Origin of the sequence: Mycobacterium sp. (assembly GCF_965229265.1) — a bacterium.
GTDB lineage: Bacteria > Actinomycetota > Actinomycetes > Mycobacteriales > Mycobacteriaceae > Mycobacterium.
Genome location: NZ_CBDDIY010000011.1, coordinates 449,359 through 466,720, shown reverse-complemented (window position 1 = coordinate 466,720; position 17,362 = coordinate 449,359). Strand labels below are relative to the sequence as shown.

The 17,362-nt window shown below is 68.2% G+C and carries 14 protein-coding genes; 7 read left to right on the top strand and 7 right to left on the bottom strand.

The genetic code is table 11. The annotated features are described in order from the left end of the window. Window position 1: 1 nt before the first annotated feature. Window positions 2-604, bottom strand: a complete 603-nt coding sequence (locus tag ADBZ9K_RS14705; protein ID WP_526621684.1) for a TetR/AcrR family transcriptional regulator — start codon at window positions 602-604, stop codon at window positions 2-4. Window positions 605-644: 40 nt separating this feature from the next. On the opposite strand from ADBZ9K_RS14705, the gene ADBZ9K_RS14700 reads away from it, so the two are divergent. The 3 genes from ADBZ9K_RS14700 to ADBZ9K_RS14690 all read left to right on the top strand — a co-directional run bounded on the left by ADBZ9K_RS14700 (window position 645) and on the right by ADBZ9K_RS14690 (window position 4,337). Continuing rightward, complete coding sequence (locus tag ADBZ9K_RS14700; RefSeq protein ID WP_526621682.1) at window positions 645-1,787, top strand: phosphotransferase family protein; 1,143 nt, start codon at window positions 645-647, stop codon at window positions 1,785-1,787. Beyond that, window positions 1,787-2,926, top strand: coding sequence for an Rv3169 family protein (locus ADBZ9K_RS14695; RefSeq protein WP_526621680.1), 1,140 nt, complete (start codon window positions 1,787-1,789; stop codon window positions 2,924-2,926). The genes ADBZ9K_RS14700 and ADBZ9K_RS14695 overlap by 1 nt, the downstream gene beginning before the upstream one ends. Window positions 2,927-2,999: 73 nt before the next feature. After that, complete coding sequence (locus tag ADBZ9K_RS14690; protein ID WP_526621678.1) at window positions 3,000-4,337, top strand: flavin monoamine oxidase family protein; 1,338 nt, start codon at window positions 3,000-3,002, stop codon at window positions 4,335-4,337. On the opposite strand, the gene ADBZ9K_RS14685 is transcribed toward ADBZ9K_RS14690, so the two are convergent. Further along, on the bottom strand, window positions 4,327-5,274 hold the full coding sequence (locus tag ADBZ9K_RS14685; protein ID WP_526621676.1) for an alpha/beta fold hydrolase: 948 nt from the start codon (window positions 5,272-5,274) through the stop codon (window positions 4,327-4,329). The two genes, ADBZ9K_RS14690 and ADBZ9K_RS14685, sit on opposite strands and share 11 nt — an antisense overlap. Before the next feature lie 126 nt (window positions 5,275-5,400). On the opposite strand from ADBZ9K_RS14685, the gene bluB reads away from it, so the two are divergent. Then, on the top strand, window positions 5,401-6,045 hold the full coding sequence (bluB, locus tag ADBZ9K_RS14680; RefSeq protein ID WP_526621674.1) for a 5,6-dimethylbenzimidazole synthase: 645 nt from the start codon (window positions 5,401-5,403) through the stop codon (window positions 6,043-6,045). A gap of 94 nt (window positions 6,046-6,139) precedes the next feature. Next, on the top strand, window positions 6,140-8,218 hold the full coding sequence (locus ADBZ9K_RS14675) for a cadherin-like domain-containing protein (protein WP_526621672.1): 2,079 nt from the start codon (window positions 6,140-6,142) through the stop codon (window positions 8,216-8,218). A gap of 10 nt (window positions 8,219-8,228) precedes the next feature. Here ADBZ9K_RS14675 and ADBZ9K_RS14670 read toward each other — a convergent pair whose 3' ends face one another. From ADBZ9K_RS14670 to ADBZ9K_RS14655, 4 genes are all read right to left on the bottom strand, one after another. Beyond that, complete coding sequence (locus tag ADBZ9K_RS14670; RefSeq protein WP_526621670.1) at window positions 8,229-9,269, bottom strand: FAD-binding oxidoreductase; 1,041 nt, start codon at window positions 9,267-9,269, stop codon at window positions 8,229-8,231. Next, the gene (hcp, locus tag ADBZ9K_RS14665) at window positions 9,269-10,951 is read right to left on the bottom strand and encodes a hydroxylamine reductase (protein ID WP_526621668.1); all 1,683 of its coding nucleotides are present in this window, start codon (window positions 10,949-10,951) and stop codon (window positions 9,269-9,271) included. The genes ADBZ9K_RS14670 and hcp overlap by 1 nt, the downstream gene beginning before the upstream one ends. A 97-nt stretch (window positions 10,952-11,048) precedes the next feature. Further along, a complete protein-coding gene (locus tag ADBZ9K_RS14660) occupies window positions 11,049-11,789 on the bottom strand; it encodes a Crp/Fnr family transcriptional regulator (protein ID WP_526621666.1) in 741 nt (246 codons plus the stop codon). Window positions 11,790-11,839: 50 nt separating this feature from the next. Further along, window positions 11,840-12,238, bottom strand: a complete 399-nt coding sequence (locus ADBZ9K_RS14655) for a hypothetical protein (protein ID WP_526621664.1) — start codon at window positions 12,236-12,238, stop codon at window positions 11,840-11,842. A 427-nt stretch (window positions 12,239-12,665) separates the two neighbouring features. Between ADBZ9K_RS14655 and ADBZ9K_RS14650 the strand changes: the two genes are divergently transcribed. After that, complete coding sequence (locus ADBZ9K_RS14650; RefSeq protein ID WP_526621662.1) at window positions 12,666-13,049, top strand: STAS domain-containing protein; 384 nt, start codon at window positions 12,666-12,668, stop codon at window positions 13,047-13,049. Between the two features lie 166 nt (window positions 13,050-13,215). On the opposite strand, the gene ADBZ9K_RS14645 is transcribed toward ADBZ9K_RS14650, so the two are convergent. After that, the gene (locus ADBZ9K_RS14645; RefSeq protein ID WP_526621661.1) at window positions 13,216-15,843 is read right to left on the bottom strand and encodes a helix-turn-helix transcriptional regulator; all 2,628 of its coding nucleotides are present in this window, start codon (window positions 15,841-15,843) and stop codon (window positions 13,216-13,218) included. A gap of 307 nt (window positions 15,844-16,150) precedes the next feature. Between ADBZ9K_RS14645 and ADBZ9K_RS14640 the strand changes: the two genes are divergently transcribed. Continuing rightward, a complete protein-coding gene (locus ADBZ9K_RS14640; protein ID WP_526621659.1) occupies window positions 16,151-17,362 on the top strand; it encodes a pyridoxal phosphate-dependent aminotransferase in 1,212 nt (403 codons plus the stop codon).

Here is a 17,362-nt window from a genome sequence, read left to right as displayed (position 1 = left end):
GTCATGTCGCCACGCCGTGCACCAGGATCGCCGTCGTCTGGTCGACCCAGGTGTCGTCGAGGACATCCTCGGGGCGCAGCAACAACCGCATCAGCGTCGCACCGCCGATCAACTCGATGAGCCGGTCGGGGTCGACGTCGGGGTGTACCTCACGGCAATGCACGGCCTCGACCAGCCGGTCACGCACCGCGGCGAACAGGTCGCCGAACCGGGACATCACCCGCGCATTCAGGTCCGCGTCGGCGCTCATGTCCGAAATGAGCCCCGGCAGCGCGGCGCGCACCACCGGGGTGGTGAACACATCGCGGGTGGAGGCCAGCATGGCGCGGACGTCGGCAGCGATATCGCCCGCCGGGGCCAGCAGCGCGGTGGCCGCGGCGGGGAATGCGGCCTCGTGCACCAGCTCCGCCTTGCTGGACCAGCGCCGGTACAACGCTGTCTTGGTGGTGCCTGCGCGCTCGGCGACCGCCGCCAAAGTCAGATTCGCATAACCGATTTCGACAAGCAGCTCCGCGGTCGCCCGGAGTATGGCAGCGTCGATGCGCGGGTCGCGGGGCCGCCCCGCAACCCCGGCCTTGTCAACCGATGACAGGTCTGCTTTCATAACGCTACCCACCGTATCGTAATAGGGTTGGAGGACAAAGGTGACCAACCAGCCGACCGTCGAAACCGACGTCGAGCACCTGCAGCGCTCGGGCCGAGACGTGAGCACCATTCCCTCGGTTCTTTCGGAATGGCTCTCGACCGTCATGCCCGGAGGCGTGAAGCCCGAGGTGACCGTCGAGAGCGGCGTCGATTCCAACGGCATGTCGTCGGAGACGATTATCCTCACCGGCCGCTGGCGGGAGGATGGCAGGCCTGTCGAGCAGAAGTGGGTTGCCCGGGTGGCGCCCACCGCCGAAGACGTGCCGGTCTTCATCACCTACCGGATGGACCACCAATTCGACGTCATCCGGCTGGTTGAGGAACTGACCGACGTACCGGTCCCCAAGGTGCGCTGGATCGATTCGAGCGGTGAGATCCTCGGTAGCCCGTTCTTCCTCATGGACCACGTCTCGGGCAATGTCCCGCCCGACGTCATGCCCTACACCTTCGGTGGCAACTGGTTCGCCGACGCGCCCGCTGAGCAGCAGCGCACCTTGCAGGACGCCACCATCGACGTGCTGGCCAAGCTGCATTCGATCCCCGATCCGGAGAAGACGTTCGCCTTCCTCGCCGAAGCGGTGCCCGAGGGGGACACACCGCTGCGTCGCCAGTTCAACTGGCTCAAGCAGTGGTACGAGTTCGCGGTCCCCGACATCGGCCGCTCACCGCTGGTCGAGTCCGCTCTGGATTGGCTCGAGCAGAACTTCCCCGCCGACGTCGCGGCCGGAGAAACCGTGCTGGCGTGGGGTGACTCCCGAGTCGGCAATGTCCTCTACGAGGACTTCCGCCCGGTTGCCGTGCTGGACTGGGAGATGGCGACGCTGGGTCCGCGCGAGTTGGACGTGGCGTGGATCATCTTCGCGCACATGGTGTTCCAGGAGCTCGCCGGACTGGCCGGGATGCCCGGCCTCCCGGAGGTGATGCGCGAGGAGGACGTGCGCGCCACCTATCAGGAGCTGACCGGCGTCGAACTCGGTGACCTGAGGTGGTTCTACGTCTACTCCGGGGTGATCTGGTGCTGTGTCTTCATGCGCACCGGCGCACGTCGGGTGCACTTCGGTGAGATCGAAAAGCCCGAGGACGTCGAGTCGATGTTCTACCACGCCGGCCTGCTGCGCCGCCTCATCGAGGAGAACGCCTGATGCTCGGACCGCTCGACGAATACCCCGTCCACCAGACCCCGCATCCGATCGCGTGGCCGGGGTCATCGGACCGAAATTTCTACGACCGCAGCTACTTCAATGCCCATGACCGGACCGGGAACATCTTCCTGATCACCGGCATCGGGTACTACCCCAACCTCGGGGTGAAGGACGCCTACGTCCTGGTTGCCCGTCGCGGCGACGAGAAGTATGGCGGAACTGGCCACACCCAGACCGCGGTGCACCTGTCCGACGGGATCGACCAGGACCGGCTCAACCAGCACGTCAACGGCTACCGCGTGGAGGTCATCGACCCGCTGCAGACCCTCCGGATCGTCATGGACGAAACCGAGGGTGTGGCAGTCGATCTCACGTGGCAGGGATTGTTCCCGGTGGTCCAGGAACAGCCGCACATCATGCGCCAGGGCAACCGCGTGACGCTGGACGCTCAGCGCTTCGCCCAGGTCGGCTCGTGGGCAGGCCATATCGTCATCGACGGGCAGGAGATCGCCGTCGACCCGTCGGTGTGGATCGGCAGCCGCGACCGGTCGTGGGGCATCCGGCCGATCGGCGAGGCCGAGCCGGCGGGCCGGCCCGCCGACCCGCCCTTCGAGGGCATGTGGTGGCTGTACATCCCGATGGCCTTCGACGACTTCTCGATCGTGGTCATCATCCAGGAGGCACCGGACGGCTTCCGCTCGCTCAACGACTGCACCCGGATCTGGCGCGACGGCCGCGTCGAGCAGCTGGGCTGGCCGCGGGTGAAGATCCACTACCGCTCCGGCACCCGCATCCCCACCGGGGCCACCATCGAGGCCACCGACGGGACCGGTGCGCCACTGCGGTTCGACGTCGAGTCCAAGTTGCCCACGCCGATCCACGTCGGCGGCGGTTACGGCGGCGACTCGGACTGGATCCACGGTGTGTGGAAAGGCGAGAAGTTCACCGAGCGGCTTACCTACGACATGAACGACCCGGCGATCATCGGCCGCTCCGCCTTCGGGGTGATCGACCACGTCGGCCGGGCGGTCTGCCACGAGGGCGGAAAGTCGGCGGAGGGGTGGGGCCTGTTCGAGCACGGGGCGCTGGGGCGGCACGACCCGTCTGGCTTCACGGACTGGTTGACGGTCGCGCCCTGACACATCGCCCGACTTGGGCGTGCTGACGAGCGATAGGCGCACGTTCGCACACCGAAGTGGTAAGGATGTCGGCATGTCCTACGACGTCGTGGTGATCGGTGCGGGCTTCGCGGGCCTGGCCGCCGCTCGTGAACTGACCAAGAACGGCCTGCAGACCGTGGTACTCGAGGGCCGCGACCGAGTCGGCGGACGGTCGAGCACGACCACGCTGGCCGGTGTCCCCGTCGACCTCGGCGGCACCTTCGTCGGCCCCACCCAGAACGCGGTGCTGGCGCTGGCCGCCGAACTCGACTGTCCCACCGAGCCGACCTACTACCAGGGCGCCAATCTGATCAGGTGGCGCGGCAAGGTGCGGTCCTACCGCGGCACCATCCCGAAGCTGTCGCTGCTGAGCCTGCTCGACATCGCGCGGATCCAATGGCAGGTCGAGCGGCTTTCCCGCGGCGTCGATATCACCCAGCCGTGGACGGCACCTAACGCCAAGCGGCTCGACGGCACGACGCTGGGGGGCTGGTTGCGTTCGGTCGGCGCCTCGGCCGCCTCCCGAGACCTGCTGGCCGTCATGTCACGGGTGACCTGGGGCGCCGAACCCGACGACGTGTCGATGCTGCACGTCCTGCGCTACATGAAGGCCGCCGGCGGCCTGAACCGCATGCTCGACGTCGTCGGTGGTGCACAGCAGGACCACTTCCCCGGCGGCACTCAGCAGATTGCCGACAAGATTGCCGCCGAGCTAGGTGACCGGGTGCGGTTGAACTCGGTGGTCTCGCGGATCGAATGGTCTTCGGACGCGGTCGCGGTCACCTCGTCGAGCGGAGTGGTCGAGGCGCGCCGCGCGATCATCGCGGTCCCGCCGGCACACCGGCAGGGCGTCGACATCGCCCCGCCACCGCCGATCGGCTATCAGCAACTGGCGCAGCGCTGGCCGCAGGGCGCCCTGAGCAAGGCCTACGCCGCCTATCCCCGGCCATTCTGGCGCGACCGGGGGCTGTCCGGGCAGGCCCTGTCCGACCAGGGGCCGGTCTTCATCACCTTCGACGTGAGCCCCGGTGCCGACGGGCCGGGCATCCTGCTCGGATTCGTCGACTCGCGCGGGTTCGACGCGCTGCCCCCCGAGCAACGCCGCCAGCAGGCACTCGCCGGTTTCACCGCATTGTTCGGCCCCGACGCCGAGAACCCGACCGAATACCTGGACCACTGCTGGGGGGCCGAGCCGTTCGCGCCCGGTGGCCCCACCGCTGCGGTACCGCCCGGGTCGTGGACCGAGTTCGGGCCACTACTACGCAAGCCGGTGGGCCCGCTGCACTGGGCCGGGACCGAAACCGCCGACGAGTGGACCGGATTCCTCGACGGTGCCGTGCGCTCCGGTCAGCGCGCCGCGGCGGAAGTCGCCGCGACCCTCAGGAACTGATGCGCCGCGCGGCGGCCACCGAGTCGACCAGTGCGCGCAGATGCCCGTTGACGGCCTCGGGGTGTTCCAGGATCGCGCAGTGCCCGCCCGGCATCTCCACCAGCTCAACCAGATTGGGCGCAGCCGCGGCGATCTTGCGGGCCTGACACATCGGCAGCAACCGGTCCTTGGTGCTGCCGATAACCAGGGTGGGCACGGTCAACCCGGTCAGGTCGATGTGGCGCGGCCCCATCTCCTCGACCAACACCCGCGCCCATGCGCCCCGGCCGGCCGCCGGGGTAGCGGCGAACAGATCATGGATGAAGTCCGCGACCGACGGGTCGGCCTCGGCGCCGACGGCCATCATCGCCACGAACCACCGGCTGCCGGGCTGGGCCCCACGGAACAGCGGTGCACCACCGAGTGCCTGAATCATCCGGCGCGCGGCCAGCGCCCGGCCGCCGGCCAGCAGCGGCGGCACCCGCAGCAGGTTGATCTCGTCGAGCAGGTCGCCGGTGGTCGTGTTGATCAGCGCGACGGCGTCGGCGCGGTGCGCGACCCGGTGGCGGTAGCGGTCGGCCCAGGAACTGATCGCGATGCCGCCCATCGAATGTCCGGCGATGACCGCCCGCTCCCCCGGCCGCAGCGTGGCTGTCAACACCGCATCCAGGTCGCCGGCCAGGTGGCCCAGGCTGTAGCCCATCCGCGGCGGCAATCCGCTGCGCCCGTGCCCGCGGTGGTCGTAGGCGATCACCCGGTAATCGCGGGACAGGTCGTTGATCTGCTCGTGCCATACCCGAATGGCGCAGGTGATGCCGTGCGCCAGCACGATCGGATAGCCGTCCTCAGGCCCGAACACCTCGGTGTGCAGGCGGGTGCCATCGGCGGCACGAACGTCGACGGTTCGGCTACGGGGCAGCTTGGGGCCGTTGATGACGGCCGCTCGGGACGCTGACATGACCACTCCTGTAGTCCGTGCGGCGGCACTGCCGCACCGGGTTCCTCAGATTAGCCCCTGAGCAGCGACCGAACGGCCGGACCGGGCACGTCGTTATCGCACCGTGCCTCTCTCTAGGATGACCCGGTGACCGACCACGCGTTCACCGCCGATGAACGCCGCGCGGTATACCGCGTGATCAACGAACGCCGCGACATGCGCCGGTTCACCCCCGCGACGACGGTGTCCGAGGCGATGCTGGCCAGGCTGCTCGCGGCCGCGCACGCCGCGCCCAGCGTGGGGCTGATGCAGCCGTGGCGGTTCATCCGCGTCACCGACGGGGCCCTACGGCGCAGGATCCACGCGCTGGTCGACGAGGAACGGCGGCAGACCGCCGACGCGCTGGGCGCGCGGGCCGAGGAGTTCCTGGCGCTGAAGGTGGAAGGCGTTCTCGAGTGCGCGGAGCTCCTGGTCGTGGCGCTCGGCGACGGACGGGACGCGCACGTCTTCGGCCGGCGGACGATGCCGCACATGGACTTGGCGTCGGTGTCGTGCGCCATCCAGAACCTGTGGCTGGCCGCCCGAGCGGAGGGACTCGGAATGGGCTGGGTGTCGATCTTCGATCCGCGGGCCCTGGCCGAAATCCTGGAGATGCCCGCCGGCGCCGAACCGGTGGCGATCCTGTGCCTGGGCCCGGTTCCGGATTTTCCCGACCGCCCCGCGCTGGAGATCGACGAGTGGACGTTCGGCAGACCAATTGGCGAATTCGTGAGCGAGAACCGTTGGGCCTAAAGGCGCAACCGCCAGCAAAGCCGCATTCTCGCGCGCGACTTACGCTACGCTACGCCGCGTAACCTAAACACGACGGCGTGTACGAGGAGCATCCATGAGCTTGCGTATCGGTCATCCCCATTCGCCCGGCTACGGTCGGTTTGTCGGGAGGGTCGGTGCGCTAGCGCTGTTCTTGGGTATCGGAACGGTGCTGACGCCGGCCGTTGCGTCCGCCGACAGCACTGACGCAGCGTCCCAGACCTCAGCGACGTCGCACTCGTCCTCGTCGAACTCACGCACCTCGCATGCCTCATCGGCGCGGCCACGGGCGACCAAGCGCTCTGCTGCTTCCAGCGGGGCAGCGCGCGTCTCCAGCGACGCAGCTAGCACATCCAGCGGCACAACTCGGCGTAACGGCGCCGCCCGCACGGTCCATTCCGCAAAGGCCACCGTCGCTGAGACGCAATCGCTGAGCACGGCCGAGGCGACCGCGTCCGCCGCCGTCACCCTCCCGGGCGGCGTTCCGAGCCTTCCTGATCCGCAGGCTGTCCTGGCGGCGGCGGCTCAGTGGGTACGTCGCCAGGTCGACTACACGTTCTTCAACGCCGCACCCACCACAGCCTTCGACCCGACCCAGAACACCGCCTCCGAGTATGGCGTCGTTAACGGCAATCTCAATGCCGCCGACGCCGAAGGCGACCACATCTCCTATGTGTTGGCAGTGGCACCCGCCCACGGCAGCGTGGTGATCAAGGCCGACGGCACGTTCTCCTACGTTCCCAACAGCGATTTCGCCACCGCCGGTGGCACCGACACGTTCACCGTCCGGGTGGGCGACCAGGCCGGCAGCCCGTTGCACGTGAATCTTCCCGCACTCTTCAATTCAGATCCGACGGCTGGCCAGGCCCAGGTCAGTGTGACCCTCGAGCCCGGCTCCGCCGTCCCACCGGACCAGCTGCAGATGGAGGCGCTGGCGTCACAGATCGCGAATGCACCTCAGATGCAGCTGGTCAAGGACGTCTTGCGGCCGTGGTGGTTCGCGTTGGGGGCATTGAAATATCTGCCGGCCGGCGGACTCGACGCCGGCAACGTCACCCGGTTGAACCAGGCCCTCGACGAGTTCATCTTCGGCGTCGCCATGCGGACAGTGAACACCGACCCCGCCCGACCGAAGATCCTGACATACGAAATCCCCTCGCACGCATGGGGTTCGCTCGACATTGCGGGCGGACGCTGGGCCTATGACAATCCGGACTCGGTGTATCGAACCATCCCGGTCAGTGGAGATTCCTCGTACGTGATCACCGGCAGGTTCGTTGGCGACCCACCCGCCGACCTGAACTTCTCGGTCTACACCGATCCCAATGTCACCAATTCGGTGGACAACATCGGCCTGCACGACTTGGTGGTCAACGACGACGGCACCTTCACCATCACGGTGAACTCCGCTGCCGACGACGGCGCCCCCAACCATCTGCACCTGACCCCCGATGCCCAGCAGGTGTTCATCCGCGACACGCTAGGACAGTGGACCGACTCCCCGGTCGAGTTGTCGGTGGTCCGGGTCGACGGCCCGCCGGTTCCGGCCGCCAGGACCTACGGCCAGTTGGTCGAGGGGGCATTCTCGCTAGCACTGACCTCGGGTCTCGGGCTCTACGGCCTCATGCTGCTGCCGTTCATCCAGCCGGTCAACTCGCTGGGCGCACCGACCCACACCTTCGGGACCTTGACGACGCAGCGCCAGAGTTCGACCCTCTTCCATCTCGCCGACGACGAGGCCATGGTGGTCACCGTCACGCTCGGCGACGCCGGCTACTTCACCACGCCGGTCACCGACGCATGGACGATCACCCCGGACTACCGCAACCACCAGAGCAGCCTGAACTCGTCGCAGGCTGTGCAAAATGCCGACGGCTCCTACACGCTGGTGATCTCCAACACCGATCCTGGAGTGGCGAACTGGGTCGACACCTCGGGCATCGACCAAGGCTCTCTCTTCGTGCGCTGGCAGCTGCCCGACACCAACCCCGAGGCCGGTCCGCCGACGGTGACCTCCCGCGTGGTGCGCCTCGAAGACCTACCGTCGGTGCTGCCGGCCGACACCACCTACGTCACAGCCGACGAGCGCGCGCAGCAGCTGGCCGACCGCCAGCAGGCGTACGACTCGCGCTTCGACCGATTCCTGACGCTCTGACCCTCGCCGGTCACTGCGCGGCGGTGAATCGTTCGGCATGGATCTGTTCGGACGGCACACCGACGCAGCTGAGCGCTGCGTAGGCGGCCTCCACCATCGGTGGCGGCCCGCACACGTACACGTCTGGCCATTCGGCGAGCGTCGCCACCTCGGCGGCGGCGCGATCGACGGGGTTGCCGGTGACGCCGGCCCACTCGGGATCGGGCTGCCACACGACGACCTCGGCCCGAAAGCCGGGCAGGGTGTCGGCGAGCGCCGCCAGTTCCTGCAGGGCGAACACCTCGGTGCGCCGAGTGACCCCCAAGAACAGCCGGGCCGGCTGCGGGTCTCCCCACTCGGCCATCCGGCGCACCATCGACAGCAGGGGCGACAGGCCGGTGCCGCCGGCGATGAACCAACGCGGCCGAAGGCCGTTCTCGGCCAACGTGAAATCACCGCTGGCCCCCGACACTGTCACCTCGTCACCGACAGTTGCCGTCCCCGCCAGATATTCCGACATGGTCCCGCCGGGCAGCAGCCTGATGAAGAACTCCAGCTCGCCGTCCCAGTTGGCAACGTTGGCCGGCGAGTACGCCCGCCGGATATTGGTGCCCGGTACGGTGATTCGCACGAACTGGCCGGACTCGAAGTCCGCGGACCCATCCGGTAGGACCAGCCGCACCCGCATCACCCCGTCGGCCACTCGGTCCAGCGCCGCAATCCGTGCCCGGTGCGCGGCCGGCCCGGCCGTGACCACCTGATCGCGGGTGTAGGGCAGGTCGATGCGGCAGTCACCGCGTGGATAGCTGCGGCACAACAGGATTCCGCCGCGTTCTTCGGGCGTCTCCATGACGTCGGGGTCATGGTCGGCCATCTCGACCCGGCCCCCCGACAACACCGCCGAGCACGCCCCGCAGCCACCGGCCTGGCAGGCTGACTTCAGCACCAGGCCGGACCCCTCAGCGGCTGCGAGGACGGAGGTGTGCGGGTCGCAGTGGACCACCGACTCCACTCCGTCGCTGGTGACCAGGACGACGTCGTAGGTGTCCACCCCGGTAACCGTCCCGGTCATCAGGCACCGGCCATGGCGTCGGCCAGATCCTGCGCCGGATCGCCGATGGCCTTGAGCGCGAATTTCTCGACCAGGATGTCCACCACGGCCGGGGTGAGGAACGCCGGCAGCGTCGGCCCGAGGCGGATGTTGCGGATGCCCAGCGACAGCAGGGTGAGCAATACCGCGGCGGCCTTCTGCTCGAACCAGGAGACGAACAGGCTCAGCGGCAGGTCGTTGACCTCGCAGTCGAACGCACCGGCCAGGGCCAGGGCGATCTGCACCGCCGAGTAGCTGTCGTTGCACTGGCCTACGTCGAGCAGCCTCGGGATACCGCCGATCTCGCCGAATTCGTGGGTATTGAAGCGGAACTTGTTGCAGCCCAGCGTCAGCAGCACGGTGTCATCGGGGGCGTTGTCGGCGACCTCGGTGTAGTAGTTGCGGCCCGGCGCGGCGCCGTCGCAGCCACCGATGAGCAGGAATCGTTTGATGGCTCCGTCCTTGACGGCCTGGATCACGGTGTCGGCGACGGAGAGCACGGCTTCGCGGGCGAACCCGGTGGTGACGGTTTCGGCCGGCCCGTCGGCGGTGAAGCCCGGCAAGGCCTGCGCGGCCTTGACCATGAGGGCCAGATCCGTGGTGTCCAGGTGCCGCACGCCCGGCCAGCCGACCGGGCCGGTGGTGAAGATGCGGTTGCGGTAGGCCGGCCGCGGTTCGATCAGGCAGTTGGAAGTCATCACGATCGGGCCGGGGAAGGCGGTGAAGTCCCGCTGCTGGTCCTGCCAGGCCCCGCCGTAATTGCCGACCAGGTGGCGATATTTGTGCAGCTCGGGGTAGCCGTGGGCGGGCAGCAGCTCGCCGTGGGTGTAGACGTTGATGCCGGTGCCCTCGGTGGCTTGAAGAATGCGGGCCAGGTCGTGTAGATCGTGGCCGGAGACCAGGATCGCCTTTCCCGCCACCGGCGTGACCCGCACCTGAGTCGGTACCGGGCTGCCGAAGCTGCCGGTGTTGGCGGCGTCGAGCAACTCCATCACCGCGAAGTTCAGCGATCCCAGTTCGAGCGCATGCGTCAGCAGCGTGTCGGCATCCGAGGGTTGCCCGGCCAGGAATGCCAGCGCATCCTCGATGCCGGCATCGGTCTCGTCGCTGCGGTATCCCAGTGCGTGTGCGTGGTGGGCGTAGGCGCACACCCCCTTGAGGCCGTATAGGTTGAGGTTGCGCAAGCCCACGACGTCGGCGCCGAGGCTTGGTAATCCGGCATCCACCCCGACCTCGCTGGCCTGCGCGACGACACCGGAAATCGTTGGCGCCGGGGTGAACTGGGCCGGCCCGGTCACCGAGTCGGGGACCACGCCGGCGGCCCGGGCGGCGTCCTCGTAGGCCAGCCTGGCGCGCTCGCGCATCTCCACGGCACCGGCGATCAGTGACATGAACCGGGTGGCGTTGAAGTTCACGTTCGTCAGGGTGGTGAACAGATCGAAGCCGGCGTGCGCGGCGAACTGCGCGTCGGGCGCCCCCAGCTGGCGGGCCTGCTGTGCGTACTGGCCGATGCCGAGGTTGATGTGCACCAGGACGTCCTGCAGGGCCGCGGTGGTGGCGTCTTTGCCGCAGTTGCCTTGGCCGGCCGCGCAGCCGAAGGCCAGCAGGTTGGGGCGATCGGGGGACGGGGTGTGGTCGGTCTGTTCGCACTGGTAGCAGAACATTCGGGTCTCCTCGGCGTTGAGCTGTTGACGTCGCTCACGCTAGGCAGACTCGGAGGCGGTGGCTTTGACCTATATCAAGCGGGCGCTGTATCGCCGATCACAGCACTGATTGTCGCCGGGCCCAGGCATCCAGGGCGCCAATGTCGGCGATCTCGACGACCGACCCGTCCACAAAGATCAGCCCTTCGGCGGACAGAGTCCGCATCGCGCGGGAGAAGGTCTCCGGCGTCATGCCCAGCCGGGACGCCAGCACCTGCTTGAGGGCCGGGAGTTCAATGCTGGTCGCGCGGGCGGGGATGTCGCCGCTGGTCGAGGTGCCGGCTCCCCCGCCCAAATCGTAGGAGCCGGCACCGACGGCACCGAGCATGTAGGCCACGATGCGCTGCGCGGCCGACTGCAACGACAACATGGCGATGTCCTGCACCTTGGACTGCAACCGGCGCGCCATCGAGGCGAGCATGAGGCGCGCCATCGCCGGGTCGCCCTCCAGAATGCGATCGACGGCCTCCGCGGGGACGAAGACCAGGTGCGAGTCGGCCAGCGCGGTGGCGTCCACCGGGTAGGGCTCCCGCAGGAACATCACAGCGTGCCCGAATGCGCTTCCCGGACTGAGGATTTCAAGTACCTTCACCACACCCTCGGAGTTGGACACCGAGAGTTGCATACGGCCGTCGGTGACCATGTAGAAGCCCGTTGACGGGGTGCCGCGCCGAAACAGCACCTGCCCCGAGGGCAGGAGGATCGGCCTGCTCTGCGCGGCCAGCACGTCCACGTTGGCCGCATCCAGCCCGTCGAACATCGGGGCCGACGCGATCACATGGCGCAGATCGGGATTCATCGAGTCCGACGCTAGCCGATCGGGCTGATCCGCCGACGGGAGACGTCCGGCTATCCCACCGAGGCACACCCCACGTACGGGATGCAGCCGGTGGCGCCGCCGGGGCCCGCCGACCCGCTGGGCCCGTTCGGGATGCCGCCGCTGGCGCCGCCGGCGTCGGCCGTGCCACCCGGGCCGTACGGAATGGACCCGCTGGCCCCACCCGGTCCGGCTTCCCCGGCCGGGCCGTAGGGGATGGCCCCGCTCGCGCCGCCCGGTCCGGCCGCTCCACCCGGGCCGTTGGGGACGCTGCCCGACGCCCCGTCGGGGCCGGCGGTGGCCACCGGACAGGGGCTGCCGTCGGGATTGACGCAGCCCGGCTCGGCCGTGGCCAGCGGGGCCGCCGCAATGGCGGCCGCTGCAGCACCGGCGACGAAAAATGATGTCAGGGAGATTCTCTTCAGTGCCATGAAACCTCTATACCCATCCGCGTCAGAAATCTCACCATCCTGCGCAGCTACCTAACCAGATCCGTTGAACTGGTGATTCACCAATGCCAGCGAACATCAATGACGCTCGGGCCGGAAGCGATCCGCCGGGGCCGGCCAGCGGGTGAATGGCAAGCGGCGCAACGGTTGACGTGTCGCGCACCGTAAGGTGTGCCGCCACGGCCCGACCGCCTGGCCGAATCCCGGCTGCACGGTATGCAGGGTTATCCATGCCCAAGGTGTACTGTTGAGCCAGGTTGACCTTCCAGCCGCGGTATTCGTCGCAGGCGCGCGGTGTGCCTAGCACCCGCCATGCGAGCCTTCTCGGGCGCGTCCCACACACGCTTTTCCGCCGTGCTATCACTCAAACGGAGTTATCACCATGTCCTGTTTCGTTTCTGATTCGCCCATGTCCAGCCGTGCCGAACGACCGACCGTCAATGCCGAACACGAGACACGAAATCGGCTGCAGCTCTTCACCGAATGGCTCAGCCCCACTGACGTCCGGATCAGCGCGGTCGGCCACATCGACATGTCGACCGCCGATCAGTTCACCGAGTACGTGTTTCGCCGGGCAGGCAACTGTCAGCGCCTGATTCTCGATCTGTGCGAGGTGACTTTCTTTGACTGCGCGGGCTTTTCAGCTCTGTGCCACATCGACGACCGCTGCCACACAGCCAACGTCGCGTGGACCGTCGAGTCGGCGCGCTGCGTGTCACGGGTGGTCACGTTCTGCGATCCCCTCCAGCGACTGCCCATGACGATGTGTGGCGACGTCGCCCGAAGCGCATAAGTAACCACGCCCCAGTCGGGGGCACTACGACACAAAGGACACCCGATGGATCAGCAACTCTTCTCTCACCCGGTCGAGACCGAACCGGTTACCCCGCCCGACGACAACTCGCCAGCGGTGGAGAACCCGGTGTTCTCCGACCGGCCGTCGAACGGTTCCGGAACCGCTAGCACGCCGCCGGACCGGCATTCCCGATGAGCTGGACCAGCTGGTCGCGGTCTTTGATCCCGAGCTTGGCGTAGATCCGGTACAGATGGCCTTCCACGGTGCGGACCGAGACCACCAGCTCGTCGGCGATCTGACGGTTGGACAGCCCCCCGTTGACCAGGGCCGCGATCTGACGCTCCCGGGCGCTCAGCGGCAGCGGTGGGGCGCCGCTGGCCGTCGCCGGGGTATGTAGGCCGAATCGGCTGGCCAGCCGGTGCGCCCCGCTCGCCGACTCCAGTTCTTGACTGCGATTGCCGCGAGCCCGATGCGCCGCGGCCGCCGCAGCGAACGTGTCGGCGGCATGAGCCGCCATCCCGAGGGCCTCCCACTGCTGTGCCACCGCGTCCAGGCGGTCGCCGTCACCGGCGACGACCGCTTCGGCGTGCGCGAGGGCAGCCGCGGCGACGGGTGTGTTCAGCTCTGCGGCAAGCGATGTGAAGCGCTCCACGTCCGGCGGCATGCCGAACCGCACACCAGTGTGCAGCGCCTCCAGTTCGCTGGCGACCATGCCCGCACGGCGGGCGGCCTGAACCGCCCGGGCGATGGACTCCCGGGCAGCGACGATCGCACCGATGCCCGCGCTGTGATATCCCCTAGCCAGCTCCAGCAGCGGAAGGAAGACCTCCGTCGCGGGGCCCCAAGTGTCCTCAGCCATCCGCAGCGCCACCGCGGCTGCCGCACTGTCACCGCGCAACGCCTCGGCCTGAACGGTCCACGTCGCAACCAGCGTCACCCACCCGCCGGACAGGGTCGACACCATCGCTGACAGGGCCCGTTGCAACCAGTCACAGGCCGCCTGCGGCCGGCCGGCCGCCAGCTCGACCCGGCCCGTCATCGCCGCGACGATCGCTTCCAGGTGCGGGGCTCCGTGCGCCACGGCTCGTTTTTGCTCGATGATCTTCTCGGCGGCAGGGATGTCACCCTGGTTCAGCGCCGAGAGGACTTCCGACAACGAGATCGCATACTGCTGGGGCCCCGATGCACAGTGCCGTGCGGCGTCGTCGCCTCGGCGGGCTGCCGTCGCGACGTCGGCGGCCCGGCCGCGCAGGTTGGCCAGCGCCGCCGCCGGGCCCGCCGCCCACAGCACCGCCATCGGCATAGCGTCCGGGTCGGCGATGACGGCCGAACTCGCCGCCTCGGCGGCATCCAGATCACCGGCGAAGTAGGAGATCGACGCTTCGACCGCGGTGGCGAAGCACCGCAGCGCCGGAGTCGCGACGCGGGCCCGGACCGTGGCCAGCACATCCTCGGCGGCTGCCCGCCGTCCGCACCCGAAGAACAGGTTGGTCGCTCGTACACAACCCCACCGGACGACCATGAGTTCGTCATCCGGGTCGAACGTGGCGAGCAGATCCTCGGCCTTCTCGTTCAGCCCCTGCCAGGCCAAGGCGTCGGCAAGTGCGATCGCGGCCCGCAATCCACCGCCGTGCTCGTAGGCGAATCGGGCTAGCTGTTCTGCCAACACCAGACTCGACATCGTCATCGCGCTCTCGGCGGCGTCGATCACCAGATCAACATCCGGCGTCATGTCGCTGTTGATCATCAGCCGGGCCAGCTCGATCACCCGGCGCGGATCGCGGCCGGCACCCTGGTCGGGATCGTCGCTCGGAGGCCAGAAGTTCTGCGCCAGAAGCGTGTTGATCCGTCGCAGCCGAACCACCCCGCACCGGGCGCGCACGACGTCGGCCAATACCGGGTGAGCCACGTGCACGCGAGGGTGCGATGCGTCGCCGACCACGTGGATGACGCCGTGTTGTTCGGCAGCGCTGATCGCGTCGATGGCGCACAGCGCGCGCAGAGCGCTGAAGTCGAGAACCTCCGCCGCAGAGACGATCTCGAGCACTTCCAGTTCGGCGGCGGGCAGCGCGCGGACCCGTGATTCCAGCAGCTCGTCAATGTCAGTACCCAGCCGCGGCGAGCGGGTGAGCCGCCACCGCCCGGTGTCGTTGACCAGCAGGCCGTCATTGGTGGCGGCTTCCACCAAGCCGCGCACCAGCAGCGGATTGCCCTCCGAGAGTGCATGAAACTGGTCGACGACCGTGCCGGCCACCGGACCGCCAAGCGCTTCGGCGATCAACCGCGCGGTGTCGGCGCGAGGTAGGGCGGTCACCTCGACGCGGCGCAGATACCCGTCCTTCCACAGGGCGGTGATGGCGTCGGGGACGTCGGTACCGGCGCGGATGGTGACGATCAGCGTGGCGGTGCCCCGCACCGCCAACTGGTGCACAACGATGGCCGAGAGCGGGTCGAGTAGCTGGGCGTCGTCCACCACCAGCAGTAGGTCTTCCCCTCCTCGCAGAGCATCGTGGGCCGCGGCGAGCAGACGTACCGGTTCGAGTGCGCCTGGTATCTCGACGATCCCCGCGAACGCGGCCAGCGGAACATCCCGGGAGGTCTGTGTTCCGAGCACGAAATGCGTGCGCTTGCCGCGGCCGGCGAGGTGTTCGGTCAACCGGCGAGCGAGCGCGGTCTTGCCGACCCCGGCCTCACCGACGAAGACCACACCCCTGAACTGGGGATCGCCGACGGCAGCGATCGCCAGATCTATCTCCGCCGATCGAGCAACGAACGGCCAATCGCCTGCCAAGCCACCTCCCAGATACAACTGACCCGTGCATCGCATGACTGTGCGTCGTAGATGTTATCGCTGGTCAGCCTTCGGGCCGAGGGATCGGGCTCGATCACCGCCGGCAGTTGCGCCGCGGGCCGCGAACGGCGGGGGCTTCGTGCCTCCCTTCCCATGTCCGCCACAGCTGCGGGGCGGTCATTGGTGCTTCGTAGCCCCGATGCGGTCGGCGTAAACCATCGTGAGGGCCCTGGCTGCGCCTGGGCACGCCGTTTCCGGTGGTAGCGGGGCACCTTTCTGAGATGCTTTCTGCGTTGGAAGGAACCGGATGAAGTTCGCACGGTCGAGCAGGTTGTCCCACCTGCGCTACGAGGTCCCCGGGTCGGTCGCGGAACACGCGGCGCGCCTGGAGGCCGAAGGGCACGACGTCGTGCACCTGGACACCGGGGATCCCCATCCGTTCGGGTTCGCGCCCCCAGCAGAATTGGTCCGCGAGATCGCCGACAGCCTGGCGGCCTCGGCCGGCTACGTCTCTCCCAAGGGCCTGCGGTCCGCGCGGTTCGCCGTAGCCGGCTACTACCGGGAGCGTGGCGTCCCGGATGTCGACATCGACCACGTCTTCCTCGGCAACGGTGCCTCCGAGCTGATCGTGATGGCGATGACCGCGCTGCTCGAGTACCGTGACGAGGTCCTGGTTCCGGCACCGGACTTCCCGGTGTGGACGGCGTCGGTGACCCTCAGCGGCGGGCGTGCCGTGCACTACCGGTGCGACGAAGCCTCGAACTGGTATCCCGATGTCGCCGATATCGCCGCGAAGGTCACCGCGCGCACCCGGGCGATCGTCATCATCAACCCGAACAACCCCACCGGCGCGGTCTACCCGCCGGAGGTGCTGAACGGCATCCTCGCCGTCGCCCGCGAGCACAACCTCATCGTCTGTTCGGATGAGATCTACGACAAGATCCTCTACGACGGCATCACCCACACCAGCACCGCCTCGCTGGCGCCGGACCTGCTCTGCCTGACCTTCAACGGACTGTCGAAGGCGTACCGCTGTGCCGGGTTTCGCGCCGGCTGGCTGGCCGTGTCGGGCCCGACCGACCATGCCGCGAGCTATCTCGAAGGGCTGATGATGGTGGCCGGGCTGCGCCGGTGCGCGAACGTCCCTGGACAGCAGGCGATCCGGGTTGCCCTGGAGGCCGACCAGTCCGTCGACGACCTGAGGCTGCCCGCGGACAGACTTCACCATCAACGGGACCGCGCCTGGGCGGCCCTCAACGCGATCCCCGGGGTGTCCTGCGTCAAACCGCAGGGGGCGCTGTACGTGTTCCCGAAGATCGACCTGGGCGTGTACCCGATCCGCGACGACGAGCAATTCGTGCTGGACCTGTTGCTGCAGGAGAAGATTCACATCGTCCCCGGCACCAGCCTCAATTACCCTGCGCCCGACCATGTGCGGATCGTGACTCTGCCGCGCGCCGATGACCTCGTGTCCACCATCGAACGGATCGGGCAGTTCCTGTCGACCTACCGCCAGTGA

Coding starts and splice junctions, on each gene's coding strand:
- ADBZ9K_RS14690 (WP_526621678.1), top strand. CDS start 3,000: ATGTCCTACGACGTCGTGGTGATCGGTGCGGGCTTCGCGGGCCTGGCC.
- ADBZ9K_RS14660 (WP_526621666.1), bottom strand. CDS start 11,789: ATGAATCCCGATCTGCGCCATGTGATCGCGTCGGCCCCGATGTTCGAC.
- ADBZ9K_RS14685 (WP_526621676.1), bottom strand. CDS start 5,274: ATGTCAGCGTCCCGAGCGGCCGTCATCAACGGCCCCAAGCTGCCCCGT.
- ADBZ9K_RS14640 (WP_526621659.1), top strand. CDS start 16,151: ATGAAGTTCGCACGGTCGAGCAGGTTGTCCCACCTGCGCTACGAGGTC.
- hcp (WP_526621668.1), bottom strand. CDS start 10,951: ATGTTCTGCTACCAGTGCGAACAGACCGACCACACCCCGTCCCCCGAT.
- ADBZ9K_RS14675 (WP_526621672.1), top strand. CDS start 6,140: ATGAGCTTGCGTATCGGTCATCCCCATTCGCCCGGCTACGGTCGGTTT.
- ADBZ9K_RS14670 (WP_526621670.1), bottom strand. CDS start 9,269: ATGACCGGGACGGTTACCGGGGTGGACACCTACGACGTCGTCCTGGTC.
- ADBZ9K_RS14655 (WP_526621664.1), bottom strand. CDS start 12,238: ATGGCACTGAAGAGAATCTCCCTGACATCATTTTTCGTCGCCGGTGCT.
- ADBZ9K_RS14650 (WP_526621662.1), top strand. CDS start 12,666: ATGTCCAGCCGTGCCGAACGACCGACCGTCAATGCCGAACACGAGACA.
- ADBZ9K_RS14695 (WP_526621680.1), top strand. CDS start 1,787: ATGCTCGGACCGCTCGACGAATACCCCGTCCACCAGACCCCGCATCCG.
- ADBZ9K_RS14705 (WP_526621684.1), bottom strand. CDS start 604: ATGAAAGCAGACCTGTCATCGGTTGACAAGGCCGGGGTTGCGGGGCGG.